Genomic DNA, 25,543 nt, shown 5'->3' with positions numbered 1-25,543 from the left:
AGGCAAATTTTAGAAATTTTTAATCAAATCAAAATCTATCAGTGCAGAATAAGTGGCTTTGCTTGTTAGCGTGTTTGTTGTTGGGTTGGTTTAGTCCAGCAGCGTATGCGCAACAAAGGAATCAACGGGGGTTGGAAAGAAGGGTTGTGGCACCTGATACTGTGCTCAATCCCCAGACAATAGACCTTTCTCCCTTAGACTCTCTAGACAAGCTTACCCAAGATACTGTTCCTCTTGCCGATTCTACAAAAACAGTACCTAAAAGTGATATTCAGACAGTAATTAATTATTACGGAGAGGATAGCATCATCACTGACTTTGTCAATAATAAGTTAATCTTGCACAAAGAGGCCTGGTTTGAGTATGGGAATATCCGTTTGGATGCAGATTTGATCATCGTGGACTGGGAGAAAAATGAGATTTTTGCTTCTGGAGTAGTAGATAGTTTAGGGAACATCCAAGGCAATCCAATTTTTAAAGAGGGGGGCACATCCTACGAAATTCGAAAGGAAATGCGCTACAACTTCAAAAGCCAAAAAGCCATCATTAAAGATGTGGTGACAGAGCAGCAGGATGGTTTGCTGCGAGGACAAACCATCAAAAAAGATCAGGACGGGAGTATTTACTTGGATAGAGGGTATTACACCACCTGTAACTTGGCCGAACCACATTGGCATATTTCCGCAAATAAAATCAAATCTATCCGAGGAAAACAAGTCGTAACAGGACCATTCAATCTACATTTCAATGGGATTCCAACGCCAGCGGGTCTTCCTTTTGGGATTATCCCGGATACTCCGGATGAAAAAGCTTCGGGTATTGTCTTCCCTTCATGGGGGCAAGAGCGTGCGCGTGGGTTTTTCTTAAGAAATTTCGGTTACTATTTTGCTTTCAATGATTATATCCACACCCGTGTGACTGCCGATGTTTATTCCTTAGGGGGCTACGGTGCAAAGGCAGCTACCGTCTATAAAAAGCGATACAAGTACAATGGTGGATTCAATATCGATTACCAGGTGTTTCAAAGTCCGGAAACAGAATTGAATCCCATTGACTATAATACCGTTTGGGTCAACTGGAACCATTCTCCAGAGTCCAGAGGTAATTCACGATTTTCAGCGTCAGTTAATGCAGGTACGTCGAATTATAATAACGTAGTCATCAATCCTGTCAGTTTCGCAGCGAATACGCGGGCTGAATTTTCCTCAAATATTTCTTACAGTAAAACATTCCAAGGTACGCCTTTTAGTATGTCAGCAAATATGCGGCATTCTCAAAATATTCAAACCGACGAGGTAAATATCATTTTGCCGGATATTGCGGTCAACATGAACCGTCAGAATCCTTTTCAAAACTCCCGTATCGAGCCGATTAAGACTTTGAATATTGCCTGGAACTTCAATCTTCAAAACAGTATCAATAACAGAATTACTCCACCATTTGGAGTGCAAAGTGCGGCATTGATTCAGCAGGAAGAGCTTGAGGTAGGATTAAATCAAAACCCGAATGTCATCCCATTTAATCGGGAGAATTTTGCACAGCTACTACGTGAGGCGGATAATGGAGCACGGCATACCATTCCGGTTTCTTCTAATTTCCGCTTATTGAAGCACTTTACAGGGACAGCCGCTGCTAACTATACAGAATTATGGTATCTCGAACGGATTAACTACTATTTTAACCCTGTTGAAAATAGGGTGGATAGGATTTTGGAAAATGGCTTTAATAGAGTAGGGTTCTTTAACTCCTCCTTTTCTTTGAATACGAACATTTATGGTTTTTATACACCCAAAAGAGGAAAGAAAATCGAGCGAATCAGGCACCACATGCAACCAACCTTCTCTTTCAATTACACCCCTGATTTCTCCAATCCAGCATTTGGCTTCTATCAGGAGGTACAGGTAGATCAAGAAGGAAATACGCAATTATTTTCTAGACATCAGGGATTCATTTTTTCAGGAGCACCACTCGGGGAGTCCAGAGCATTGGCTATCAATATCCGAAATGTATTGGAAGCCAAAATCAAACAGGATTCAGATGATGATAAAATTGAAACCAAAAAAATCCCTTTATTACAGTCCTTAAACTTTTCTACCTCTTACAACTTTGCAGCGGATTCCTTTCAGCTTGCCCCATTAAATTTTAATACACGTACTTCCTTTTTTGACGATAAATTATCGCTCAACTTTTCTGGAAATTTTGATTTGTATGCAGAGCAGCGGATAACCAATCCTCAGACAGGTGCAACGACTGGTAGGAGAATCAATGAATTGGCTTGGACTGCTGGGCAAGGACTCGGAAATCTTCGTAATTTAACTTTAAACGTAAACGGAAATATTAATCCACGAGGTGGTGACCGCTCTCCTGGAGAATTGAGAGAAGACTTAACCAATGACTTTTTGCAACAAGGTGGTGTAATGAATGAATTTGTGGAAAATGAAATTACCCGAATTGTCAATGACCCATCCATGTACATCGACTGGAGTATTCCATGGAATTTGGGTTTTGGGTATAATATTGCATATAACCGCCAACCAGGACGTGATGCGAATATCACCTCAGCTATGACCTTTAATGGTGATGTGAGTTTGACCGAGAAGTGGAAGGTGAAGTTTAACGGAGGATATGATTTTATGACTGCTCAAATCACCCAAACCATGATAGGAATCTCCAGAAATTTGCATTGCTGGAGATTGGATATGAGCTGGATACCGTTTGGAAGATTTACTTCTTATAACATTGATATTAGAGTCAATGCGGCTATGCTCCAAGACTTGAAAGTTTCCAGAAGAAGAAGCTTCTTTGACTTCTAAAGCTTCGCTCGGCTTAATGGCATAGTCATACACCTTGGTCCACCTAATCCACGGGATAGCTCTGATGATGGTATTTCCAACACCTCTACTCCCATATTTCGTAGGGCTCTATTCGTATGGATGTTTCGATTATAGGATATCACTCTTCGAGGTCCGATCGCAAAGACATTTGCTCCATCAAACCATTGTTCCCGCATGGCATAATCTGGATTCCCGTCTGCCGTAGAAAGAATTTCCAAGTGAGGGATCTCCCGTTCTAATATAGTTAATAAGGATTCCTTTAATACCTGACGTCTAATATTTACTTTGTCTTCGTTGATGTCCTTTAGGGTGTATAAGGAGGTTTGTAAAACAGCATTCATGGCATCTGGGTAAGTGAGGACCAGGTTTTCATCCAAAATGGTAAACACGGTGTCTAGGTGCATATATTGCCTTTTTTGTGGGAGGTGTACTTCATAGACACGCTCCACTGTTCCTTCTGCTAGGAGGGCCTTGGCGACATGGTAGATGGCCTTTTCATTGGTGCGTTCAGAATTCCCGATGGCGACGGCCTTTTTGGACAGCACAATCACATCCCCGCCTTCTATACTTGGAGGATTGTCATGACCATTGATAGGGTAAAGCCTGTTAACATGCTCTTTAAACTCGGGATGATTTTCGAAAATGGTACGCAAGAGATCAGCTTCCCGTTGACGCCCTTCTTTGTTCATACTGGAGAAAATTATTCCTCCAGGTGTCAAGGCCATAGGGTCCCGCTGAAAGTATAAATTGGGACTTGGAGGAATAATAAATGCATAATCCATCAATTCTCCTGTGGGAGCATTCGGGATTTTTTTCTTGAGTTCGTGTACTTTGATTCCGGCTGTCAATACAGTTGTACATTCAGCTGTAGAAAGTCTATCTAAGATATATTCACAGAGATGAACCTGGCCTGTCCGGGATAAAGCAGCTTTCATCAAGCTCTCTAAAATTTCTTTATTCGAAAGAACCTGCATTAAGAGTTCCCGGAGTCTGAAAACTGTAGCTCCCGTAGATTGCTTGATCAAATCAGTGAAATAATCATGCTCTTTTTGCATAGCCTCCAGGTAGGGCACATCTTCAAATAATAAAAATTCCTTGTTGTAAGGGGTCAATCGGTCTATTTCTTTGCCCGGTCTGTGCATCAAGACAGCCTTTAAGGTGCCAAATTCAGAGTTTAATCGAAGATTCATAGGTTGCTGTAGAAGTGAATTTCTTAAAATTACTGCAAAATTTCGATAGTGTGGTTTTGAAAACAGCAATTTTTAGGAAAATATTTGTAAGAATTGAAAAAGTAGGTAAAGGCGCATACTATGTGCCAAGTATTAAGTACCAAGTACTAAGTACCAAGTACCAAGTACTGAGAATCAAGAGACAAGAAACAAGAATCAAGAGAAAAGATGCTAGATTCGAACTTTTCCAAAGTTTTGAACTTTGGAAAAGTTTCATTCCCCTGAGGAGCTTAGGTATTGAAAAAACGGATTTCTGTAAAATTTGAATGAGACATAAAAAAATGGAGCGCTGGAAAGCACTCCATTTTTAAAATTATAGAAGAGGATTTTCAGATGAGTACTTTGACGAAGCATTTTTTTTTTCTCATTCTTCATTCTTCATTTCTAATTCCTCATTGTTCACCGTCAACTGCTCACCGTCAACTGTTCACTGCTCACTGTCAACTTCTCACTGCAACCAGCTCTCTACTTCTTCCTTAGTAGGATTGGCGACATCTAGCTTGAGTTTTTTTCTTCGTCCGCATACATCGTTGAATAGCTTGTTTGCATCCATCTCTTTTAGTTGCTCAATCGTATGGATATTCATGTCGCGGATGACAGGAACCAAACCTGCTGGAATACCCAAGGCCATGAAATCTTCATCCGAAGCAATTTTCACCTTCTTCTCTGGACGCATCTGAGGGAAGAACAATACTTCCTGAATAGTCGAATTATTAGTCAACAACATGGTCAAGCGGTCAATACCAATTCCCAGACCAGCAGTTGGAGGCATGCCGTATTCCAAAGCTCTCAAGAAATCATCATCCATAGCCATAGCCTCGTCATCCCCTCTAGCGGCCAATTTTAATTGGTCTTCAAAGCGCTCGCGCTGATCAATCGGGTCGTTCAACTCAGAGTAAGCATTGGCAATTTCTTTTCCATTCACAAATAACTCAAAACGCTCTACCAAGCCCTCTTTGCTTCTGTGCTTTTTCGCTAGAGGTGTCATTTCGATAGGATAATCAGTGATGTAGGTTGGCTGAATCAAGTTAGCTTCCACTTTTTGTCCAAAAATTTCATCAATCAACTTACCTTTACCCATACTGTCGTCCACCTCGATTCCCATGTCTGCACAAACTTGACGTAGGCCTGTTTCATCTAGTTCACTCACATCAACTCCAGCATATTCTTTGATGGAATCAAACATGGTCAATCTTCTGTAAGGTCCTGCAAAATCAATTTGCTTATCCCCCACAGTGACTACCGTCTTTCCGTGGATGGACTCGGTGACTTTTTCCAATAAGTTCTCTACCATTTCCATCATCCATACGTAGTCTTTGTAGGCTACATAGATTTCCATGGAGGTAAATTCTGGATTGTGGGTACGGTCCATTCCCTCGTTTCGGAACATTTTTCCAAACTCATATACCCCATCGAATCCACCTACGATCAATCTTTTTAGATACAATTCGTTGGCAATCCTCAAGTAAAGAGGCATGTCTAAGGTATTGTGGTGCGTGTTGAATGGTCTTGCTGCAGCTCCACCATGCACTTGCTGAAGGATAGGGGTTTCCACTTCCAACCAACCGCGATCATCAAAGAATTTACGCATGTTGGTGATGATTCTGGAACGGGTCAAGAATACATTTTTCACTTCTGGATTTACTACTAAGTCCACATAGCGCTGTCTGTATCGCAATTCAGGATCAGTAAATCCATCGTACACGTTGCCATCGTCGTCACGCTTAACTACAGGAAGTGGTTTGACAGACTTGGAAAGTACTGTCAGCTCTGTAACATGGAGGGAAATTTCTCCTGTTTGAGTTGTGAATATATACCCTTTCACACCGATGAAATCTCCGATGCCTAAAAGCTTTTTGAAAACTGTATTGTAGAAGGTCTTGTCTTCTCCTGGGCAAATATCGTCTCTTCTGATGTAGATCTGAAGTCTTCCCGTGGAGTCCTGGATTTCTGCAAAAGAAGCAGAGCCCATGATGCGACGGCTCATCAGGCGGCCTGCAATGGAGATGTTTTTATAATCGTTTTTTCTACGCTCATAATTTTGATGAATATCTTGTGCAGATACATTGATGGGGAAGGATTCCGCTGGGTAGGGATTGATCCCTAGTTTCATCAACTCTTCTCTGTCTTTTCTACGTTCTAATTCCTGTTCGCTCAGTAATTGCATTTTCTGATTAATTAAGAAAAGGTCTCACGACCTTTAGGAAATGATTTATATAAAGTATGAATTTACGCTTTTGCCTCTTTTCTTCGGTTGATTTCTCTACGGACCAAATCAAATTCCCTGCTTGACTGACCTGCCACAGAGGTGTTTTCTTCAGCCCTTCTGGAAAGGTAAGGCATCACCTTTTCTACCGGGCCATAAGGCACATATTTTACTACATTGTAACCTGATTTAGCCAAATTGTAAGAAATGTTATCACTCATGCCATACAGTTGTGCAAAGTATAGCCGATCATCCTGTGGATCGTATCCATGTTCCGCAATCAACTCCGCTAATAAGTGATTACTTTGTTCATTGTGTGAACCAGAAACCAATCCCATGTTAGAAAGGTTCTCTACGCAGAATGTCAATGCAGCATTATAGTCTTTATCGGAGGCTTCTTTGGTGGGTTGGATCGGGCTTTGATAGCCTTTTGAAGCTGCTCTGTCCCGCTCTTTTTCCATGTAAGCCCCACGTACCAATTTGGCTCCAAACCAATACCCTTTTTCACTTGCTACGGCATGTGCTTTCTTTAGTCGGTCCAGCATATCATGACGGTACATTTGGTAGGTATTGTACACAATGCATTTTTCTCGATTGTATTTACTCATAGCCTCATAGGCCATTTCGTCAATGACATCCTGAAACCAAGACTCTTCTGCATCAATCAGGATTTTGGTATCTGCTTCAAAAGCTGCTTTGCAGAGCTCGTCTACCCGTTTTTTCATGCGGTCGTAGGCATCTTGTTCGGCAGTGCTCAATACTTTCTTCTCTTGGATCTTGGTCATAATCGCAAAATCACCCAAACCAGTCACTTTAAACACAGCGAAAGGAATGTTTGAATCTCCTGCAGATCGATGAATCGTACGAAGAATTTCATTTTTGGTAGCTTCGAAGCTTGCTTCATCACCTTTACCTTCTACGGAGTAGTCAAGGATTGTTTTAATTCCATAATCAGCCAGTTTTTTTACTGAGGATTCACAGTCTTCAATGGATTCTCCTCCGCAAAAATGCCCGAACATGGTAGCTTTCATGATTCCCTTTATGGGTAAACCGAGGGCAAAAGACCAATTGGCTAGCTTTGTGCCTACATTGACTGCCAAGTTATTATTGACTGTGGCAAAAATCAGATACATTTTTTTTAATTCAGCGTCTGATTTGGATGCAAAAGCTACTTCTAGATTCTCAAAAGAAATTTTGGGTTTGACTGGCATAAAGCTTCAAATTATGGCGCAAATATATCAAAAAACTACGTGGACTTGTTAATTGTTTGGCAAAGAACTGTAAGAAAGATTTTGCTTATTTTCAGAAGATATTTGCATGCTTCATTTTTTTCTGAATAAAAAAAGCAGTACTTCGTCTTTTCATCAACAAAGATAAATTCATGAAAGCGTCAAAATTGTTTTTGCTGTCATGTGCATTGATTTTAAGCACACAAGTGTTTGGACAAATAGACTTAACCAAACCAAAGAAATCACGCAAATTTGAAAAATATCTTGATCTAAGTGTGGAGGGTGGTCCTATGCTCGGGAATGGCTCTGATTTTGGAGAGCAAATTAGGAATTCCTCTTCCTACATTGGCGTAGATGCTCGCTTAGGCTTTCGAAGAGGGTCTGATAATCTGTATTCAAAAGTTTATCGCTTTCCTACTTTTGGAGTTGGTTTTTACAGTTCTACCTTTCACAATGCTAACGTAGGTGAACCCAATGCTTTGTATTTTTTCCTCAATATGCCTTTTACTTTCCCAAGACATCAGGCTGTCCGATTCAGTTATTTTGCATCCTATGGACTTTCATACAATTTCAATCCATTTGATCCAGAGGATAACCCGTTGAATCTATTTATTGGATCTTACAGAAATGTGTACGTTCACCTCGGTTTCAGAGCTGCTGTGAACTTAACTGATCGTACAGCTTTATCTAGTACATTTGGTTTTAAACACTTTTCCAATGGTGCTTCCAGTTTACCAAATTCCGGAATTAATCTGTTTCCATTCTCTTTGGGTGTTCAATATCGTCTGACTAAGGAAAGTAATTTGGATTTCACTGATACATCTCTACCTAAGCATCAACCAAAAACTGCCATACATTTTCACATAGCTCCTGGTGTGAAGGAATATTTTGTTGGGGATATCAAACATTTCAAAATGGGAACTGGGATTCATGTATTACGAGAGTTTTCCTATAAGCATAGATTTGGTCTAGGCTTGGAGCATTTTCATTCGGGAGGTTGGGAGACACGCGTGCAGGAACCACGGGAGAATTCTTTTTGGGACGCTAATTCCTTTGCTGTATTTGGTTCTTGGGAATGGTTGCTTACCGAGAAATTATACGCGCCTATGGGTGTGGGGATTTATACTCATCGCAATAGATTTAATGATGAATGGAATTGGTTTTATCAGCGCATAGGACTTCGTTATCGTTTTGATAATAATCTTTTTACAGGATTGAGCATCAAAGCCCATAAGGGGAGAGCTGACTTCTTTGAGTGGACTCTTGGATATACCATCTTCAAATAGGAATGGGAACAAAACTCAATTTAAGCTAGTTTTGTATCCAAATAAATGTGAGCTGTGGATACTATACATTTGAGTGAATGGGGTTTTGCTACCGATAAACCTTTTATAATTGCCGGACCTTGTAGTGTGGAAACACCACAGCAGTTGGATACCACCGTGGGTGAATTGGTGGAGAGAGGTATACAAGTCATCCGTGGAGGAGTTTGGAAGCCACGGACACGCCCTAATTCATTCGAAGGGGTGGGGGAAATAGCCCTCCCTTGGATCAAGGATGTCAAGCAAAAGTACAGGGTGAAGTTTGCTACGGAAGTGGCAACGCCTTACCATGTGGAAAAAGCCCTTGAATTTGGAATGGATATTTTATGGGTAGGCGCCCGATCCACTGTCAATCCTTTTACTGTCCAGGAAATAGCCAATGCCTTGAAAGGGGTTGATATTCCTGTTTTGGTAAAAAATCCTGTAAATCCCGATTTAGCACTATGGATAGGAGCGTTGGAGCGTATTAATCAAGCTGGAATTCGTCGCTTGGGAGCTATCCATCGCGGTTTTTCCAATTTCAATGATCATACGTATCGCAATAGTCCCCTGTGGCAGATTCCTTTGGAGTTGAAAACGCGGTATCCACATGTACCATTGATCAATGATCCAAGCCATATCTGCGGAAAAAGAGATTTGATTCCGATGATTGCGCAAATGGCCTTGGATTTAGATATGGATGGGTTGATTATTGAATCTCATATCCGTCCGGATGAAGCCTGGTCTGATGCCGCCCAACAGGTAACCCCTGCTGCATTGAGTGAACTTTTGTCCCGACTACATGTCCCAAGCCCTTCTGCAGAAAATCCTATTTTCAAGAGTAAACTCGAGCTGATCCGAGAACAAATTGATGAGGTGGATAGGGCTTTGCTCGCAACTTTAAGTCAGCGAATGAAGCTAGTCGAACAAGCGGGAATCTTCAAAAAGGAGAATGATGTGGCATTATTCCAAATCGATCGCTGGAAAAAGGTGTTCCAATCCCGGCCAGAGTGGGCAGTTCAGATGAATCTTAATCCTGATTTTATCAAAGAATTGTTCCGAATCATCCACGTAGAATCGATCAGAGAGCAATCCAAGCAGATGGAGGGGGAACAGTGAGTAGTGAACAGTGGTGAATGAAAAATTAGGAATGAAGAATGAGAAATGGCGTACCACCCTCATCCGTGGGTTTTAACCCCCAGCATTGGGAAGGAAGAATGAATTTAAAATCGAGACTTGCCTGCTGCAAGCAGGAGACGAGAGTTTAGAATCAGAAACAAGAGACAAGAAACAAGAGACAAGACAAAAGCGAACAGTGCTTTCGAGATGCTAGGTTAGATCTGTGTTAATCCTATAAACCCGTTTAAAATCTGTGTTCCAATTTTTCCGCGGATTCAGCGCTTTCTGCGAGCCTTAAGATTTGAAGTGTGAGATGGTCAATTGGACCGATAGCTTAGGAACGACGCTATACTCACAATCGAAAAACCCACAAACAACATTCCGTGAAAAACGATCATTTCAAATTGACCATAGGAAATAGCCAAGTAGAGCATCCAAGCAAAAACCCCTGCAAAAGCTGCTTCTAAATAGGTAGTGAAAGGAATTTTAAAGGAGTGGTATGGATTCCTCCACCACTTGTCAGACTTTTGAAGGTTGTACTTCGGGGTTCGGATAAAAGGAGATTTTTTTCCTGTCAAGCCTTCTATGACTGCCTGTGAATTGTGTAAAGAAAGGCCCATGCTGACCATCAAAAACAAGGGTAACTCCCATAAAAACTTAAGCATAGAAGCTCCTTTGTATTTCGCTAAACTGATGTTTGCCGAGAGATAAACACCAGCGACGATTATAAATCCAGCCAAGAAAATCTTGGCCACTGTAAGCAGCCAAGTAGGCAATAATCCATTATAAAATCCATACCAAAGAGGAATCGAACTGATAGCCACCACCAAAACAGCAATAAATAATACAGCATTCAATAAGTGAGCCGTTGCGTGCCATTTTTTATGTAAGCTATGTTTTTCGCTTAAGACATTTTTGAGATGTTTAGCAGCACACTCAGCCCCACCTTTGGTCCAACGAAACTGCTGGGACTTGATGGCAGACATGACAGGAGGGAGTTCGGCGGGGGATTCTATGTCCTCCCTGTATACGAATTTCCAGCCTTTTTGCTGTGCCCGATAGCTTAAATCCAAATCTTCGGTAAGCGTGTCATCCTGCCAGTTACCGGCATCGATGATGCAGCTTTTTCTCCAAATTCCACCCGTTCCATTAAAGTTGATAAATGCTTGTTGTAAATTCCTGCCTGTCTGCTCTACAGTAAAGTGCGCATCCAGTGCAAAGGCTTGCAGACGAGTAAAAATGGAGTAATCCTCGTTCAGATGTGTCCATCGTGATTGTACCATACCGACTTTTGAGTCTTGAAAATGGGAAATGGTATCCAACAGAAAATTAGGATCAGGGACAAAGTCTGCATCAAAAATGGCTATAAAATCTCCTGATGCTTGAGCAAGCCCTTCTTTCAATGCTCCTGCCTTGAATCCTTGTCGATTGTGGCGATGAATGTATTGGAAATTTACTTCCGGATATTTTAGAATACAGTTTTGGATAATTTCTGATGTTTCATCGGTGCTATCATCCAACAATTGGATTTGCAGTAATTCTTTGGGGTAGTTAAACTGGCTCGCAGCATCAATCAAGCGCTCTACTACATATCGTTCGTTGAAAATAGGGAGTTGAACCGTGATTTTTGGCAAGTCCGAAACAGAAGGAAGTGCCTTAGTATGTTCTTGATTCGGTTTTCTCCAATACCGAATCAGTAAATCCGCCTGTGCCAATCCGTACAGGAATATGAACAGCATGGCTACTGCATAGAGTCCTACAAAAATGTATAGTACAAACATTAATTTTTGATCGTGATGGATTTATTGCCAATGATAATGGGAAGGTCGTTAATTCTACCTTCTTCTTCACCATTTTCCAGTTTGAGTACTCCTCTAGGGCATACAGAGGCACAAACTCCACAGCCTACACAGGAAGAGCGCACGATGTTTTGTCCCCTTTGTGCATACCAACGCACATCAATACCCATTTCGCAGTAAGTGGAACAGTTGCCGCAGGAAATGCACTGACCTCCGTTGGTAGTGATGCGGAATCTGGATTTGAATCGCTGCACGAGTCCAAGATAGGCAGCCAGTGGACAGCCAAATCTACACCAAACCCGATTCCCCATCAATGGATAAAAACCCGTGCCGATGACTCCTGCAAAAGCCGAACCGATGGCAAATCCATAAATGCTGTGGAGTTGATTGGTCGCTTGCCCCAGCAGTTCAAACTCCATGAAGTAATTGATCAAGGTAACCGCTGTCATGAGCACTGCAAATACCAACACCCCATGAATGAGGTAGCGTTCGACTTTCCAAGCTTTGAGGGTTTTGTCAGAGAGTTGGCGGTAGGGATCGCCTAAGGTTTCGGCCAAACCTCCGCAGCCACAAACCCAGGAGCAATACCAGCGTTTACCATAAAAATACGTCAGTAAGGGTACTGCAACTACAATGAGGATGATACCCCAAACTAACATAAACATGCCCAATGCACCCGAGCTGATCATCCCGTCCAATCGGTAATCGTAGAAAAAGGAATAATCCAATGGCCAGATATTTTTAAAATCGTGCCATGGCATATTGAAAAGAACCAGGATTTCGGGCAATAAAAAGGCAAAGGCCAATTGAAAAAACATAACGGAAGAGGTCCTCAAGAGCTGATAGGGATTTCCTTTGTATTTTTTAAACATACGGATGCCCATAACCAAAATTGCCAAGGTGTAAATCAAGCCATACAAAAACCACTGACTGGCAGGATTGCCTGAAATAGCCATGCTGATTGGGTCAACCATCAGGACCAAATTGGTCAAATACTCGGGAAACCAATAAAGAACTACATAGAATAGAATCAACCATGTTCCCGTCAATATCCCCAATAATCCTCTTGATTTCATGGAAGAAAAATAGATGCCGTCATGCTTGATGCCGGGAAGTTTGTCTTTGTAAAGGGGGAGAATGTACAATAAAGCCCCCAAGGAGCCTAGAACCAAGGTGATGCCAATGTATAACCAAGGTTGCTCTATCACAGGGCTTTGGGTAGCAGCTTTGGTGAGTGCATAGGCATAATTGTCCCAAATCACAGCATCCCATTCCTGATTGGCTTTTAAGGCATCATTGTAGGTGTTGAAGTAATTGTTGAAATCTGCTATAAATGCGAAATTGGAAGTATAGGTTTGCCCGTACATGGGCTCTAAAATCTCCACTAATTGCTCCTGATGGATGTCTTTGACACTGGATTTTACCAGGTCTGCTGTCAGCGTATATTGTCCTATGAAAGGCAAAAAGCTGAAAAATGCCAATGCCAAACAGAAAAGTCCGATTCCTAGTTTTTGGATAGCTTTCATGAAAATGCTTTTACAAGTCGTTGGAAAAATCCTTTGTTGGGTAAGGATACATTTCTTTGTTTACTGCTGTTATATGCCTGTATTAGCGCTGAGGTGTGATTTTTTGAAAACTCAGCATCAAAACTGGCCTTGTCCAAATGGGAGAGAATCTTTTCAAAGAGCCAACCCTCTTCAATTGCTCTATCAAAATAGGCATGACGCATGCGCCACCCAATGCAGTTGATTCCTTTGATGGTTCCCACGTTTTTATCATAAACAAACCGAATGGCTACTGACCCAGCCTTGTTTTCCCAGTAAAACGTGTCCAAGGTGGAGGGAATTTTGTTGGGGACAAAGCCATAGGTTTGATATTCCAGATCAAAAAACTTGGCAGAGTTAAACCAAATTCCTGGTTTATAGGATACTTTTTGTCCATGAGTAAGATTATACGCCAAGGTTTCCCCGTGCATTCTACCGGTGTACCATACTTGTTCGATGTTTTTTCGATGAGGCCCGGGAGCTTCTTTAAATTCGGCACAATCCCCGATGGCATAGATACCCGGTACGCTCGTTTGAAAGATTGAATCGATGAGTATACCCCGATTGGTTTGGATGTCTGAATGGTTTTGTAGGAAACCTATATTGGGAGTGACTCCAATAGTCAAGCCTACGAATTCACAAGAGATTTCTTCTCCATCCTTGGTTTTGATGGCACGAACCTTTCCGGTGCCGTCTGCTAGGATTTCGCCCAATTCGGTACTGAGGCGTAAATCAACATGATGTGCGCGAATGTGTCTATTGATCAACTGGGCTTCCTCAGTGGGAAGTACGGTGTCCCAGAAGTTCCTTTCCCGTACCAAAAAGGTCACCGCAATCCCTCGGCTTTGGAGCATTTCGGCCATTTCTATTCCAATCAATCCCCCGCCAACAACAACGGCACGTTGAATACCTTGGGTATTTGCCTCCATGCTTTCCAAATCTTGTAGGCTATACAGGCCTTGAACGCCTTGGAGATTTTCTCCAGGCCAACCTATCGTCAAAGGCTTGGAGCCGGTGGCAATAATCAATGTTCCGTAGGGAATCTGCTCCCCTTGATCACTGATAAGTTGTTGGTTTTGCGTATCAATGGAGGTAATCCATGTCTTTTTGAGTTCGATACGATTCTTTTCCCAAAACCAATCCTCGTAAGGTTTGGTATGTTGGTATTGCATATGACCCATGTATATATACATGAGTGCGGTGCGGGAGAAAAAGTGTTCGGATTCACCTGAAATCACCAGAATAGAAGCCTCAGCATCATATTTGCGGATGTGTCTAGCGCAGGTAATTCCTGCAATTCCATTTCCAATGATGACGTAGGGCGATTTATTCATTGAGAGACCAATCGTAAGTGAGGTGTGAAACCTTTGCTTTTGGGTTGATTTTTATTTTGGAGTACTGATTTAAGTAATCAATGATACTGCCATTTTTAGTAAAATCACCCTTAAACCAGGAAAAAATTTGTGAAATCTCAACCGCATTGCTGCTGATGCGATTACGTTTGGGATCATTGATGAAGTCCACCGCAGTCTTTTGCAATTGTTGCTCCAGTTTTTCAGCTGTGAAGGCTTCGTTGAGGAGTATGGGGCAGGAGAAAGACGCGCAATTGATAGCGAAATGAATGCGTGGTTCTTGGAATTCTTTCCGGAGGATTTTGTGTTCAATTTCATCTAAACTGGCTTTTTGTCCGCCAATTTCAAAGAACTCCAAATTCCATACCGTATTGACCAAAGGGATATTCAGTCTGGGTTGTAGGTCTTGGATGCTTTTGAGGGGATAATTATCGATGATCAACTTGACAGTAAAGGCATTGTATGCATTGATCCAATAAGCCAACTGTTCATCTTGCGACCAAGTTTTGCGGTCAGGGGCTTGCTTGCTCAATTGATCTAAATACACCTGCAATTTGTCTTTATCTTGGATAAATCCTTGGTAATTCACTTTTCCATCCGTGCTTACATATTTTTTCAAAAGTACATTCCACAATTCGTGTGTAGGAGGCTGAGTTCCTTCCAAACCCAATTTTGAACTCCCACAAGCTACCGGAACAAACAGAAGGATGAATAAAAGTTGTACGTAGTTGAGCATGTTGGTCTTAGATTTTAGAAGGTAGATTTCAGATTTGTGCGAAGTACTATGAATAATTAGAGTCAAGCAGGGCGATTTGTGTAGGAGAAATGGGAGATAGGACACAAGAATCAAGAATCAAGAGACAAGACTCAAGAACCAAGACATAAGACCCAAGACATAAGACTCAAGAAAACTTTTACAAAGTTCTAAACTTTGGAAAAGGGAGAATCCCTCCATAAATTCCCTATTCAAATCCCTTCTTCCGAGGGTTAAAACCCACGGCAATTGATGGGTATATTACTTGACAAATTCACTTCAATTTCATTTCTAAATTTTGATTCAATTGGTAGGTTAAAAGCCAACCAGCAGTATTTTTCATAAATTAATCACTAATCACTTAATCACTTAATCACTTAATCACTTAATCACTAATCACTTAATCGCTTTATAACTAATCACTTTTCACTATCCCACTGTTCACTGCTAACTGTTCATTCCCCTCAATACACCTTCTCACCCTCCGTTAACCAGACCCCCCAGATTCTATTGTAAGCGTGGACTTTATTGGTTGGTTTGTTGCCTTGGTAGACGGGGTTGCCTTCATTGACCCAATGGAAGATACCTCCATAGAGGTTGTATACTTGTGTAAACCCTGCGGCTTTTAATTGTTTACCGATATCCTGACTTCGAACTCCAATAGAACAATATACGACAATGGGTTTGTTTTTGTCTTTCTCTGGAATGTTTGCCAGTGAAAAATGATCATACCCTACCAATATGGCTCCTTTCATGTGGGAAACTGCAAATTCCTTCTTTTCTCTAGTGTCGAGCAGAAGCGGGTTATTTAGATCCGCTATTTCCTTAGGTAAAATAGTAGGGAAGTCACTATCGTAAAACGTGGAAAGCATCATTTTGAACGCTGTACTTTGCCCGCATGCGCTTAGCTGTAATAGCCCAGTAAGTACTAAAGTTAAAATCCATCCCCGCTTAAAGTTCATCGTATTTGCTAATTATGGTACAAAAGAAAAACCTTTCAGCGGAATTGCTAAAAGGTTTTATATAGATGGTGGTTGTTTGTATTATCCGTAGAAGTCGGAAATTCTCGCTAAGCCTTTTTTATCCAAGACAATGATCTTTTTACCTTCAAAGGCAATGAGTTCGTCTTTCTTGAATTCGGAAAGTAGTCGGATTACTGTTTCAGTAGCAGTGCCGACCAATCCGGCAACTTCTTCCCGTGTCAACATCACGTCTATTTTTTCACTGTTTTCTCCATCCAATCCATAAGACTCGGATAGTTTAAGTAAGGTAAAAGCCAATCGTTCCCGAATGGATTTTTGAGTGGCATCGGTCAACTTTTCTTCCATTACACCCAAATCTGAGCAAATAGCTTTGGTCACTCTTCTGTGAAAATCGTTGTCCTCTGCCAAGACTTTAAGGAAAGATTCCCTTGGAACAAAGCAGATTTTGGCGTCCTCAATTATCGTAGCCGAGTTGGAGTAGGCTTCCTCTCCCAAGAGAGAAGTATATCCCAAGAAATCTCCTTTCTTAGCCAATCGGATGATTTGATCTTTGCCATTGGAGGCAGTTTTATATACTTTGACGATTCCGTCATTGATACAGAATACTCCCAAAGGCTTGGTGCCTTCATAGAATAATGTCTGACCTTTTTTGTGCGTAATGAAGTTCTTGCTATCCGATAGGTGGCATAGATGCTGCTCACCTAAACCTGCGAAGAGGGAAAATTTTCGGCTGAGACAGAGTTCACAAGGAGTGGCTTTCTGCTGTACTTTCATAATCAGTAATGCTGGGTTATATCCGTAAGATGCTGGCTAAAATTAACGAAAAATATGATGAATGTCACAATTTTGTCAAACAAAATTTGGTAAATCAGTTAACTGAACGTAGCGGTTTTCAATTTTATTCAGTTCAAAAAAGAAATGCTGCTTACCGTTAGATATTCCAATGATATTGGCCTGAATACTTTGATTGTAGATAGTTACTTGATTGACTACTTTTTTTGTAAGCTGAACCTCGGGAGCCTTGCATTCGATCAGCACATGGGGTTTGCCTTCTTGGTTAAATGTCAATAAATCAAAGCGTTTGTTGAGTTGATTGTAGGTGAGGCCTTTTTCCAAAGAAATCAGGCTTTTAGGGTAATTTTTGAATTGAATGAGGTATTGAATCATGTGTTGGCGGACCCATTCCTCAGGAGTCAGTACCAAGGATTTTTTGCGCAAAGCATCATAGATATACACCTTTCCCTGTTCATTTTTTAGCTCAAAATTGAACTCGGGAAAATTTAATGGTTCGGAAAGAAAGGCGTATCGCTCTGGAATCATGCTGCAAATATGGTGTTTTTTATGGACAGGGATTTGTACATCCTTGTATTTGATTGTCTAGAAGCAGACATTTCTAATGGTTTTTTTAGAGAAATTACAGTTTGTATGTTGATTTTTAGCAGATCAAAGTGGCAGGCAATGCTTTTGGCTCAGGATATTCAAAAAATATTTTCGTAGGCTGTTATAATGAACTATATTTGATGAATTCCAACTATTTGATTGTAGCATGAAAAAAATCATTGAGACTACCGATATCCAAAAGACCTACAAAATGGGTGCTGAGATTGTACAAGCATTAAAATCAGTATCCATAACTGTCAATAAAGGAGAATATGTTGCTTTTATGGGCCCTTCGGGTTCAGGAAAATCTACCTTGATGAATATCATTGGTTGTTTGGATACTCCTACGGCTGGCACATACATTTTGAATAATAAAAATGTGTCGGACATGACGGAAAATGAGTTGGCTGAAATCCGGAATCGGGAAATTGGATTTGTTTTTCAGACTTTTAATCTTTTGCCAAGAGCCTCTTGTTTGGAAAATGTTGCTTTACCTTTGATTTATGCAGGTTACAGCAAATCAGAGCGAGAGGAGCGTGCCTTTGAAGCTTTGTCCAATGTTGGACTGGCAGATAGGGTTGGACACAAGCCCAATGAATTGTCAGGGGGGCAGCGTCAACGGGTGGCTATTGCACGTGCCTTGGTAAATGATCCGAGTATTATTTTGGCTGATGAACCAACAGGTAACTTGGACTCCAAAACTTCCTACAGTATTATGGAGCTTTTTCATGAGTTGCATCAAAAAGGGAATACCATTATCATGGTGACACACGAAGATGATATCGCACATTATGCACATCGAATTGTTCGATTGAAAGATGGTTTGGTTGAAAGCGATACTATCAATCCAAACCCAACCAGAGGAGTGACCTTAGAACCCATCATGTAATTCTTCTGAGTTTATCCAAGAAGATGTGTAATTTTGCGGAAAATTTGGAACGAGGTAAGCATGAAGATTTATACGAAAACAGGTGATCAAGGTACAACTTCACTTTTGGGTGGTAGAAGAGTATTGAAATCCAATCTTAGAATTGAGTCTTACGGGACCGTAGATGAGTTGAACAGCTATATTGGATTGCTGAGAGATCAGGAAGTCAATCAAAAGCGGGAAGTTGTATTAAAGGAAATTCAAGATCGTCTGTTTACCATAGGTGCTACTTTAGCTACCGAACCGGGTAAAGACAATGTGAAGCGGCCAGACCTATTGGAAGGAGATTTGGAATTGTTGGAGCAGGAGATTGATGCTATGGAGGAAGGTTTGCCCATGCTCAAAAACTTTGTACTTCCGGGAGGCCATCAAGTGGTTTCCTTTTGTCATATTGCCCGAACAGTTTGTAGAAGAACCGAGCGTTGCGTGATTTCTTTGATGGAGGAGGAACACGTAGACGAATTAATTGTGAAATATTTAAATAGGCTTTCCGATTACCTCTTTGTATTAGGAAGAAAGATCACCCAAGAGTTGGGTGTGGATGAGGTAACTTGGAAGCCGAGGAATTAACCCATGAAAACAGCATTAGCCATTGAGGTTACCAAAACCTCTCAGTCAAAATTAGCCCAGACAGATTTCGATAATTTATTGTTTGGTCAGACCATCAGTGACCACATGTTTGTGGCCGATTACGAAAATGGAGAGTGGACCAATCTTCGGATTGTTCCTTATGAGCCTTTACGCCTCAATCCAGCCAATGCTACCTTGCATTATGGACAGTCTGTTTTTGAGGGAATGAAAGCTTATAAAAACGATGCAGGAGAAATACTGCTTTTCAGAGCAGATGCCAATCAAAAGCGACTCAATGCTTCTGCACAGCGCATGTGTATACCGGAAGTGCCGGAGGAAGTTTTTATGGAAGGTTTGTATAAATTATTGGAGATCGACTCTGAGTGGATTCCTCAAAAGCCAGGATACTCATTGTATGTAAGGCCTTTTGTATTCGCTACGGATGATTATTTAGGGATTAGACCTTCTCAGAAGTATTCTTTCATGATTTTCACTTGTCCTGTTGGTCATTATTATGCCAAACCAGTATCTGTGAAAGTAGAACAAACCTACACGCGAGCGGCAGAAGGAGGAACAGGCTTTGCTAAGGCAGCAGGGAATTACGCTGCTTCTTTGTATCCAGCCTTGTTAGCTCAACAGCAGGGCTATGATCAATTGCTATGGACTGATGGGAAAACACATCAAAACATAGAAGAATCAGGTACCATGAATGTGATGTTTGTAGTCAACGACACCATTATCACTGCGCCAACGCATACAGGGACTATTCTCAAAGGAATTACCCGTGAATCTGTGTTGATTTTGGCCAAAGAAATGGGGTATGTCGTAGAGGAGCGCTTTATGACGGTGAGTGAATTAGAGAAATTATTACAAGCAGGTAAGTTGACGGAGGCATTCGGGACCGGTACTGCGGCTACCATTGCTCATATTGCGAAGATTCATGTCAATGGTGCAGATTATGAGTTACCAGCTAAAGATGAAGATGCCTTCTCTAGTCAAGTATTGAGAAAGTTGGATGCTATCAAGTACGGTAAAGTAACTGATACTCACGGCTGGATCCGTAAGGTTTAATTTGAAGAATGAAATTTTCTGCCAGTTGTAATTTGTAGGCGGATAGCTATCAAACAAAAGGGAGTCAACATTGCTAAAAAAATGTTGACTCCCTTTTTTGTTCTAGTTTTTCGAAATTCCGACGTTTTTTTATTGGATAAATTCTTCTAATAATTGCTCCACTTCAGCTTTATCTAGCCAAGTCCCCAGGTCTTGCAGTGCATCATTAGCGTATTGTTGGAAACCCATTTTTCTTGCTTGATTGATGTAAGCGATCCAAAGTATGGGGTCTTTATTGAATTGCTTGGCATCTTGCAGGATACTGTAGCGTTCCATATCATCTGATGTATTAGCTACACTCTTAAGGATGAGTGGAGTCCAATAAGGGTTCCTATCCAAACCGAGTTCAGGCTTCAGATATTGAGCAAAGAAGTTGATTTCAGGTAAATCCGGTCCTCTATTTGTCACAAAACCTATCCATTCCTGAATTTCTTGGTTACTTATAGGAATTGCGGGTTCATTCCTGATTATTTCTTCCATCAATGCTACATGGGGTGCCTTCAATGCATGTGCTTTATGAACCAAAAGATGGGTGGCAAAGGAGGCCTGCAATAGCGACTGTTCGATACTTAAAAGGTCCTGCATCCATTCTTTTTCGAGCTTGACGTGGAAATTTTTTAGTGCTTGAAAATACTGCACCTGGGGATTGTCTTCCAGTTTTCCATCACCTCCCCAATTCATCCAAGAAGGGAAAGGTATATCAAATTTTTGATGGATGCGGATGGCATCAATCGGGCGGTCTCCAAAGTAAAGAATCGCCAAATGATGAGGTTTGAAATCACTTACATTGCGCTCTTCGGCCACTAATATATCGGTAGCTGCTTTTTCCAAATCCAACTGACCTGCTAAAACCATGGCACTCCATTGATGGTAGTATCCCGCCGAACCCGAAAATATTCCCGCATTGCCAACCAGATACTTTAAGGTTTCGGCAATATCCCGCCCTTGATACAATCGGATAACCCGGCTATCCCGAAGATTCCGCTCATGAAATGTAATTTCTGTAGCTGCAATCAAAGAATCGATCAGCGCAATATCTTGGCCTAGTGTTTGCTTGGGTTGATTGGTCCAGAGATTCCTGATTCCGGCAGTTTGGATGGTAAAATTAGAAGATAGATCACCTAAGGAAAGCTCACCTTCCCATAAATCCCCCTTTCTATTGGCTGCAGCCAATTCATTAATCTGAAAGATAGGGTCTGTTGTTTTTGTAACTATTTCTACTTCATCCCGCTGATGCTTTACCTTCAAACCCATTAGATTAGCTTTGAACACAGGGTTAGATTCCGCATGAGTTTGTAAGTGACCGATGGCGTCCGCTGGTCTATTCAATTTGGATAAAAGTAGGGCAAGGTTATTTTTTAAGTAAATATTGTCAGGAAAAAGACTCAACCCTTTTTCTAAATAAAAGACAGCCTCAAACACTTTGTCCCGCTCATGAAGTAGCTTGCTTAGTAGTAAAAGATTGGGTACATTAGGATTGAAGTCCATGCTTTGCTCCAATTGTTCGATTGCCGCTCTCTTATTGCCATCCATTAATAACAAGTGTACCGCCGCATTTTTGGCTTTGTCATTTTTTCGGTATTGCATCCAAGCACTTTCGTAGAGAATACTTGCTTGTTTGGGCAGTTCTGCTTGGTAGTAGTAATCAGCTGCCTGATTGGTGGAACCGGAAATAATATGATTGATAATGATGGTGTCTCCAAGAGCAGCCAAAATACCCAGAGCCATCACGCTTCCAATTCTCATGTGAAAATAGGCAAAATGCTGAGGCTTGAAGATGATTTTTTCTACATCTTTTCCGCTGTTTAATACCCCCGTAAAGTTGGCTAGAAGGTAGACAAAAAAGAGTAAGGATAAAGCTACTTGCCCATAAAGGAATATATGGTTGAAGAAATCAATATAGGGTTGATTTTCTGTAAATATAGCTTTTCCCCAAGTCCAGAGACTAATTGCAAAGAAGGTTAAGTAAAGACTTTCTCCAATGAAGGGTATTAGAAAAGGTTGCTCCGTCTGTTCAATTTTTTCTCTGTACACAAAAAAGCCAGTTATCCCTGCGATAAAAAAGAGAAAAAGAGGAGGAACTATGGGAAAAGGAAGGTTTACATCTCCCAACAAATCAAGTAGGGTGATAAACACCAATAAAAAGTAAATAATGAATAATACTACTAGGTGGTAGGTGATTTTTAGCTGAACACCTTTATTCAATTTCAGCAATAAAATGGTGGTACCAGAAAAGATTGCATGTCCAATATGCAGGAGGAAAATAGCACTCAAGGCCACAGCAGGAAGTGTGAAGTTTTCAGCAATGAGTAGGGCTGCTGCGGGCATTTCGCTGAAATAAATCAGGCCAACAAGGGTCAAGGTAGCAGAGGCAAATACCAATGCGAACCTTTGGATAAGTGTCCAGTGATTTTGATAAAAATTGATGTATACCAAAGGAACTACCCAGCCAAGCAACAACAAAATCAAGGCATAATTACTATATATCCCACCTATGTTCAAGCTATTGATACCGGAGATGGATAATATGGCCATCCATACACCCATGCTGATGATAAAGGGAGTTCGCTTGAAGGTACTGAGTAAGGAAGAAATCAATACTAGCAAAATCCAAATGATGGTGCCCCAGAGTAGGGAAAGTTTGGGAAAACTTAGGGGAGGAAGAGATTCGTAGCTTTGTAAAAGAATGAAATTTTCTACTTGCATCGGAAAGATTTCCAAGCCTAGTTGAACGTAATCCAAGGGGACATAGATGGACTCTGCAAAAACTCCCGGTAGGATTTGGAAGATTCCTCTATCCCAAAACCATAAGCTGTACAAGAGAAAAAGCCCTCCCGTAATCACAAAGAAGAAGGGAAGGCCTTTGAAGAAACGAATATCTTTTTCTTGAGGTGTCTGTGCGGACATTATTCTAAAACCTTTGGTACTCGGAAATAATCGGAATCCCTCTGAGGAGCATTTTTCAATGCCTGTTCATGCGAAAGGTGTTCACCTTCTACATCTTCCCGCATGACATTCACTTCTGAGGACATGGTGGTGATGGGTTCTACATTTTCTGTGTCTACCTCATTCAACTGTTCTTCCCAATCCAAGATTTGAGTCATGTCACGCTTCATTTTTTCCAAGCCTGCCTCATCAAACTCCAAGCGCGCGAGATGTGCGATTTTTTTTACGGTATTTACGTCTACTTTCATAATTCTAGTGGTGTTTTATCTGCTTCTGCCAGTCCATTATCGAACCATAGCTGTTGTTGAATGACCTCGTAGCACTTTTCCCGAATAATGGGTGTATCAGCACTCGTCAAACCTTTTGTTTCGATGGGAGAGTGAATGACCAATTTTCCTCGTTTGAAATTCATGGTCAACTTCCCGTCGTCAGGCAAAATTAAATGATTAAATGATAAGGTGACAGGAATCACCGGGATTTGTTTATCAATCGCCATGGTAAATGCACCGTCTTTGAAGCGATTCATGTGTGGAGGAGCTCCTGTGGTGATCCCTCCTTCGGGGAAAATTACAATACTGCTGCCTTGGTCGATGTGTTGCTTAGCACGAATAAGAACTGCTCCACGGCTTTTGGCACTCTGCCTGTCCACAGCAATGTGTAGCTTCCTGAAATAGTAACCAAATAGAGGGATTTTTCGAATGGAGCTTTTTCCAATATAGACGACATCTCCTGGGATGTATCCCATCATGGCAATGTCTATGTAGGAAAAATGATTTGCCGCAAACACATAAGGCTGTCCTTTTTTGATATGCTCTCGTCCTTCAATTTTGACTGGCATAAAGATGATCGAAAAATATACTTTTGCCCAAAATTGGTTGACCTTTCGCCCATATCGTTGCATCCCAGGGATCCAACTTGCTGCCAAAAACAGCGGGAATAGGATCAGGAAGGTGAGTATAAAGAGGATTAGGGCGTAGCCTGTGTAGATTTTTCTCAATAAAAACATCTTAGGAATTGACCATATGGTTAGCAACTTTGACAAAGTAATTCATCAATGTTTCCCGTATTTCGGTGTCCATTTCAACCGCATCCATCGCACGGAGCATGCAGTCCATCCAAATCGTCCGCATATGCTGATCTATTTTCCATTGAAAATGCCTGCGCCGGAGCATGGGATGCCCTCGTTGCTCTAAGTAGGTGTGAGGTCCACCAAAAACGTGGAGAAGAAACCAGTAGAGCCTATCTTCGGCCCCACTGAGGTCTTCATCCGGATATAATTTTCTGAGTTCCGGTTCTTCGCGGACATGCAGGTAGAAGTGCTTGACGAGCAAGCGGATTTTTTCCTCTCCTAAAGTCTCGTAAATACTGGAATTCATAGTTATGCTCAAGTATGTGCTTAATGCTGATGTCCGTGCTCTCCATGCACATGACCATGAGAAAGCTCTTCTGTGGTAGCTTCTCTTACTTCTAAGACTTCACCTTCAAAATGTAAATCAAAGCCAACTAGGGGATGGTTAAAGTCCAAAAGGATTTCCTCTCCCAGGTCTTTTAATACTTTGGCCTGCATAGGATAACCATTTTCATCCATCAAAGGTAAAAAGTTGCCTTCTGCTAACATTCCTTCTTCAAAGCCTCTTTCGGAGCTGAATTGGGATTTTGGGATGGCCATGATCATCTCATCGTCTGCCTCTCCATAAGCGTCGGCAGAAAGAAGTGTGAATGAAAAGCCCTCACCTTGTTTTTTTCCTGCTAGTAGCTCTTCAAATTTTTCGGGAAGTCCACTGTTTCCAAACAAAAAATAGAAGGGATCTTCTTCATCCCGTACTTCCACGCTAAAAGGTGCTGATTCGATTTCGTCGGCTTCTCTGCTGACTTTTAATTCGTAGGTTAGACCTACGACCGTGTTATTTGTTATTTCCATGCTGCAAAGGTACATTATTTATTTAATGGCACCGTTTATCATTACCGCTAAAATACAGAGCATGCTGATGCTAAATGCGAACATGACTTGCCCCCATTTTTTTCTGGATACTGCAACGATAGCAAACCCAAAAATCAGTAAGAATAGGCATGCGAAAATTAGTAGAACTTGTTGGTACAATTCAGTGGATGCATAATAGTAGGGAGGGGTGAAGTCCTCTGTAATCTCTGGAATACTTCCTTCTCCAAAGCGCAAACTGATCCATTCACTCCAATACGCAAAGGCGAAAATACCGGAAGAAATGATCGCTGCGAAGGCAATGAATAATTTGTTCATGT

22 protein-coding genes are annotated in these 25,543 nt (G+C 41.3%); 6 read left to right on the top strand and 16 right to left on the bottom strand.

The window, feature by feature from the left end; genetic code table 11:
* The first annotated feature begins 41 nt into the window (after positions 1-41).
* The gene (locus tag ACXIUD_RS13680; protein ID WP_458053205.1) at positions 42-2,813 is read left to right on the top strand and encodes a putative LPS assembly protein LptD; all 2,772 of its coding nucleotides are present in this window, start codon (positions 42-44) and stop codon (positions 2,811-2,813) included.
* Here the strand turns inward: ACXIUD_RS13680 and ACXIUD_RS13675 are convergent.
* From ACXIUD_RS13675 to ACXIUD_RS13665, 3 genes are all read right to left on the bottom strand, one after another.
* The gene (locus ACXIUD_RS13675) at positions 2,810-4,024 is read right to left on the bottom strand and encodes an arginine deiminase (protein WP_458053204.1); all 1,215 of its coding nucleotides are present in this window, start codon (positions 4,022-4,024) and stop codon (positions 2,810-2,812) included. The two genes, ACXIUD_RS13680 and ACXIUD_RS13675, sit on opposite strands and share 4 nt — an antisense overlap.
* Positions 4,025-4,511: 487 nt before the next feature.
* Positions 4,512-6,230, bottom strand: coding sequence for a lysine--tRNA ligase (lysS, locus tag ACXIUD_RS13670; RefSeq protein WP_458053203.1), 1,719 nt, complete (start codon positions 6,228-6,230; stop codon positions 4,512-4,514).
* Positions 6,231-6,292: 62 nt separating this feature from the next.
* Complete coding sequence (locus tag ACXIUD_RS13665; protein WP_458053202.1) at positions 6,293-7,480, bottom strand: proline dehydrogenase family protein; 1,188 nt, start codon at positions 7,478-7,480, stop codon at positions 6,293-6,295.
* A 170-nt stretch (positions 7,481-7,650) separates the two neighbouring features.
* Between ACXIUD_RS13665 and ACXIUD_RS13660 the strand changes: the two genes are divergently transcribed.
* On the top strand, positions 7,651-8,784 hold the full coding sequence (locus ACXIUD_RS13660; protein ID WP_458053201.1) for a hypothetical protein: 1,134 nt from the start codon (positions 7,651-7,653) through the stop codon (positions 8,782-8,784).
* 54 nt (positions 8,785-8,838) lie between these two features.
* Entirely contained in the window at positions 8,839-9,918 is a 1,080-nt protein-coding gene (locus ACXIUD_RS13655; RefSeq protein ID WP_458053200.1) for a chorismate mutase, read from the top strand.
* Positions 9,919-10,235: 317 nt separating this feature from the next.
* On the opposite strand, the gene ACXIUD_RS13650 is transcribed toward ACXIUD_RS13655, so the two are convergent.
* The 7 genes from ACXIUD_RS13650 to ACXIUD_RS13620 all read right to left on the bottom strand — a co-directional run bounded on the left by ACXIUD_RS13650 (position 10,236) and on the right by ACXIUD_RS13620 (position 17,670).
* Complete coding sequence (locus ACXIUD_RS13650; RefSeq protein WP_458053199.1) at positions 10,236-11,699, bottom strand: glycosyltransferase; 1,464 nt, start codon at positions 11,697-11,699, stop codon at positions 10,236-10,238.
* Positions 11,699-13,243, bottom strand: coding sequence for a 4Fe-4S binding protein (locus tag ACXIUD_RS13645; RefSeq protein WP_458053198.1), 1,545 nt, complete (start codon positions 13,241-13,243; stop codon positions 11,699-11,701). Before ACXIUD_RS13645 ends, ACXIUD_RS13650 begins: the two co-directional genes overlap by 1 nt.
* On the bottom strand, positions 13,240-14,595 hold the full coding sequence (locus ACXIUD_RS13640; protein WP_458053197.1) for an NAD(P)/FAD-dependent oxidoreductase: 1,356 nt from the start codon (positions 14,593-14,595) through the stop codon (positions 13,240-13,242). The genes ACXIUD_RS13645 and ACXIUD_RS13640 overlap by 4 nt, the downstream gene beginning before the upstream one ends.
* Entirely contained in the window at positions 14,588-15,349 is a 762-nt protein-coding gene (locus tag ACXIUD_RS13635; protein WP_458053196.1) for a DUF547 domain-containing protein, read from the bottom strand. The genes ACXIUD_RS13640 and ACXIUD_RS13635 overlap by 8 nt, the downstream gene beginning before the upstream one ends.
* Before the next feature lie 482 nt (positions 15,350-15,831).
* Complete coding sequence (locus ACXIUD_RS13630; RefSeq protein WP_458053195.1) at positions 15,832-16,329, bottom strand: rhodanese-like domain-containing protein; 498 nt, start codon at positions 16,327-16,329, stop codon at positions 15,832-15,834.
* Between the two features lie 81 nt (positions 16,330-16,410).
* Complete coding sequence (locus ACXIUD_RS13625; protein WP_458053194.1) at positions 16,411-17,124, bottom strand: Crp/Fnr family transcriptional regulator; 714 nt, start codon at positions 17,122-17,124, stop codon at positions 16,411-16,413.
* 75 nt (positions 17,125-17,199) lie between these two features.
* On the bottom strand, positions 17,200-17,670 hold the full coding sequence (locus ACXIUD_RS13620; protein ID WP_458053193.1) for a type I restriction enzyme HsdR N-terminal domain-containing protein: 471 nt from the start codon (positions 17,668-17,670) through the stop codon (positions 17,200-17,202).
* Between the two features lie 226 nt (positions 17,671-17,896).
* Here ACXIUD_RS13620 and ACXIUD_RS13615 point away from each other — a divergent pair, with 226 nt between their 5' ends.
* Genes ACXIUD_RS13615 through ACXIUD_RS13605 form a run of 3 tightly spaced genes read left to right on the top strand, consistent with a single transcriptional unit; the run spans position 17,897 to position 20,299 of the window.
* The gene (locus ACXIUD_RS13615) at positions 17,897-18,619 is read left to right on the top strand and encodes an ABC transporter ATP-binding protein (protein ID WP_458053192.1); all 723 of its coding nucleotides are present in this window, start codon (positions 17,897-17,899) and stop codon (positions 18,617-18,619) included.
* Positions 18,620-18,679: 60 nt separating this feature from the next.
* Positions 18,680-19,228 (top strand): cob(I)yrinic acid a,c-diamide adenosyltransferase, encoded by a 549-nt coding sequence (locus tag ACXIUD_RS13610; protein ID WP_458053191.1) that lies wholly within the window; start codon positions 18,680-18,682, stop codon positions 19,226-19,228.
* Positions 19,229-19,231: 3 nt separating this feature from the next.
* Positions 19,232-20,299 (top strand): branched-chain amino acid aminotransferase, encoded by a 1,068-nt coding sequence (locus ACXIUD_RS13605; RefSeq protein WP_458053190.1) that lies wholly within the window; start codon positions 19,232-19,234, stop codon positions 20,297-20,299.
* 129 nt (positions 20,300-20,428) lie between these two features.
* On the opposite strand, the gene ACXIUD_RS13600 is transcribed toward ACXIUD_RS13605, so the two are convergent.
* From ACXIUD_RS13600 to ACXIUD_RS13575, 6 genes are read right to left on the bottom strand one after another with little or no spacing between them, the layout of a single operon-like run.
* Entirely contained in the window at positions 20,429-23,245 is a 2,817-nt protein-coding gene (locus tag ACXIUD_RS13600) for a tetratricopeptide repeat protein (RefSeq protein ID WP_458053189.1), read from the bottom strand.
* A complete protein-coding gene (gatC, locus tag ACXIUD_RS13595) occupies positions 23,245-23,532 on the bottom strand; it encodes an Asp-tRNA(Asn)/Glu-tRNA(Gln) amidotransferase subunit GatC (RefSeq protein WP_189578900.1) in 288 nt (95 codons plus the stop codon). Before gatC ends, ACXIUD_RS13600 begins: the two co-directional genes overlap by 1 nt.
* Entirely contained in the window at positions 23,529-24,290 is a 762-nt protein-coding gene (locus ACXIUD_RS13590) for a lysophospholipid acyltransferase family protein (protein WP_458053188.1), read from the bottom strand. Before ACXIUD_RS13590 ends, gatC begins: the two co-directional genes overlap by 4 nt.
* 1 nt (position 24,291) lies before the next feature.
* Positions 24,292-24,660, bottom strand: coding sequence for a globin domain-containing protein (locus ACXIUD_RS13585; protein WP_458053187.1), 369 nt, complete (start codon positions 24,658-24,660; stop codon positions 24,292-24,294).
* A gap of 20 nt (positions 24,661-24,680) precedes the next feature.
* Positions 24,681-25,205 (bottom strand): FKBP-type peptidyl-prolyl cis-trans isomerase, encoded by a 525-nt coding sequence (locus tag ACXIUD_RS13580; RefSeq protein WP_458053186.1) that lies wholly within the window; start codon positions 25,203-25,205, stop codon positions 24,681-24,683.
* A gap of 18 nt (positions 25,206-25,223) precedes the next feature.
* Positions 25,224-25,541 (bottom strand): hypothetical protein, encoded by a 318-nt coding sequence (locus ACXIUD_RS13575; protein WP_458053185.1) that lies wholly within the window; start codon positions 25,539-25,541, stop codon positions 25,224-25,226.
* Positions 25,542-25,543 lie beyond the last annotated feature (2 nt).

Source organism: Mongoliitalea sp. (genome assembly GCF_054166905.1).
This window is presented reverse-complemented; position numbering and strand designations above follow the sequence as displayed.

What these genes read in the sequence shown, in the direction of transcription:
- ACXIUD_RS13605 (WP_458053190.1), top strand. Translation starts at nt 19,232, where the DNA reads ATGAAAACAGCATTAGCCATTGAGGTTACCAAAACCTCTCAGTCAAAA.
- ACXIUD_RS13675 (WP_458053204.1), bottom strand. Translation starts at nt 4,024, where the DNA reads ATGAATCTTCGATTAAACTCTGAATTTGGCACCTTAAAGGCTGTCTTG.
- ACXIUD_RS13610 (WP_458053191.1), top strand. Translation starts at nt 18,680, where the DNA reads ATGAAGATTTATACGAAAACAGGTGATCAAGGTACAACTTCACTTTTG.
- ACXIUD_RS13590 (WP_458053188.1), bottom strand. Translation starts at nt 24,290, where the DNA reads ATGTTTTTATTGAGAAAAATCTACACAGGCTACGCCCTAATCCTCTTT.
- ACXIUD_RS13630 (WP_458053195.1), bottom strand. Translation starts at nt 16,329, where the DNA reads ATGAACTTTAAGCGGGGATGGATTTTAACTTTAGTACTTACTGGGCTA.
- ACXIUD_RS13600 (WP_458053189.1), bottom strand. Translation starts at nt 23,245, where the DNA reads ATGTCCGCACAGACACCTCAAGAAAAAGATATTCGTTTCTTCAAAGGC.
- ACXIUD_RS13620 (WP_458053193.1), bottom strand. Translation starts at nt 17,670, where the DNA reads ATGATTCCAGAGCGATACGCCTTTCTTTCCGAACCATTAAATTTTCCC.
- ACXIUD_RS13615 (WP_458053192.1), top strand. Translation starts at nt 17,897, where the DNA reads ATGAAAAAAATCATTGAGACTACCGATATCCAAAAGACCTACAAAATG.
- ACXIUD_RS13585 (WP_458053187.1), bottom strand. Translation starts at nt 24,660, where the DNA reads ATGAATTCCAGTATTTACGAGACTTTAGGAGAGGAAAAAATCCGCTTG.
- lysS (WP_458053203.1), bottom strand. Translation starts at nt 6,230, where the DNA reads ATGCAATTACTGAGCGAACAGGAATTAGAACGTAGAAAAGACAGAGAA.
- ACXIUD_RS13575 (WP_458053185.1), bottom strand. Translation starts at nt 25,541, where the DNA reads ATGAACAAATTATTCATTGCCTTCGCAGCGATCATTTCTTCCGGTATT.
- ACXIUD_RS13650 (WP_458053199.1), bottom strand. Translation starts at nt 11,699, where the DNA reads ATGTTTGTACTATACATTTTTGTAGGACTCTATGCAGTAGCCATGCTG.
- ACXIUD_RS13645 (WP_458053198.1), bottom strand. Translation starts at nt 13,243, where the DNA reads ATGAAAGCTATCCAAAAACTAGGAATCGGACTTTTCTGTTTGGCATTG.
- ACXIUD_RS13580 (WP_458053186.1), bottom strand. Translation starts at nt 25,205, where the DNA reads ATGGAAATAACAAATAACACGGTCGTAGGTCTAACCTACGAATTAAAA.
- gatC (WP_189578900.1), bottom strand. Translation starts at nt 23,532, where the DNA reads ATGAAAGTAGACGTAAATACCGTAAAAAAAATCGCACATCTCGCGCGC.
- ACXIUD_RS13635 (WP_458053196.1), bottom strand. Translation starts at nt 15,349, where the DNA reads ATGCTCAACTACGTACAACTTTTATTCATCCTTCTGTTTGTTCCGGTA.
- ACXIUD_RS13640 (WP_458053197.1), bottom strand. Translation starts at nt 14,595, where the DNA reads ATGAATAAATCGCCCTACGTCATCATTGGAAATGGAATTGCAGGAATT.
- ACXIUD_RS13625 (WP_458053194.1), bottom strand. Translation starts at nt 17,124, where the DNA reads ATGAAAGTACAGCAGAAAGCCACTCCTTGTGAACTCTGTCTCAGCCGA.
- ACXIUD_RS13660 (WP_458053201.1), top strand. Translation starts at nt 7,651, where the DNA reads ATGAAAGCGTCAAAATTGTTTTTGCTGTCATGTGCATTGATTTTAAGC.
- ACXIUD_RS13665 (WP_458053202.1), bottom strand. Translation starts at nt 7,480, where the DNA reads ATGCCAGTCAAACCCAAAATTTCTTTTGAGAATCTAGAAGTAGCTTTT.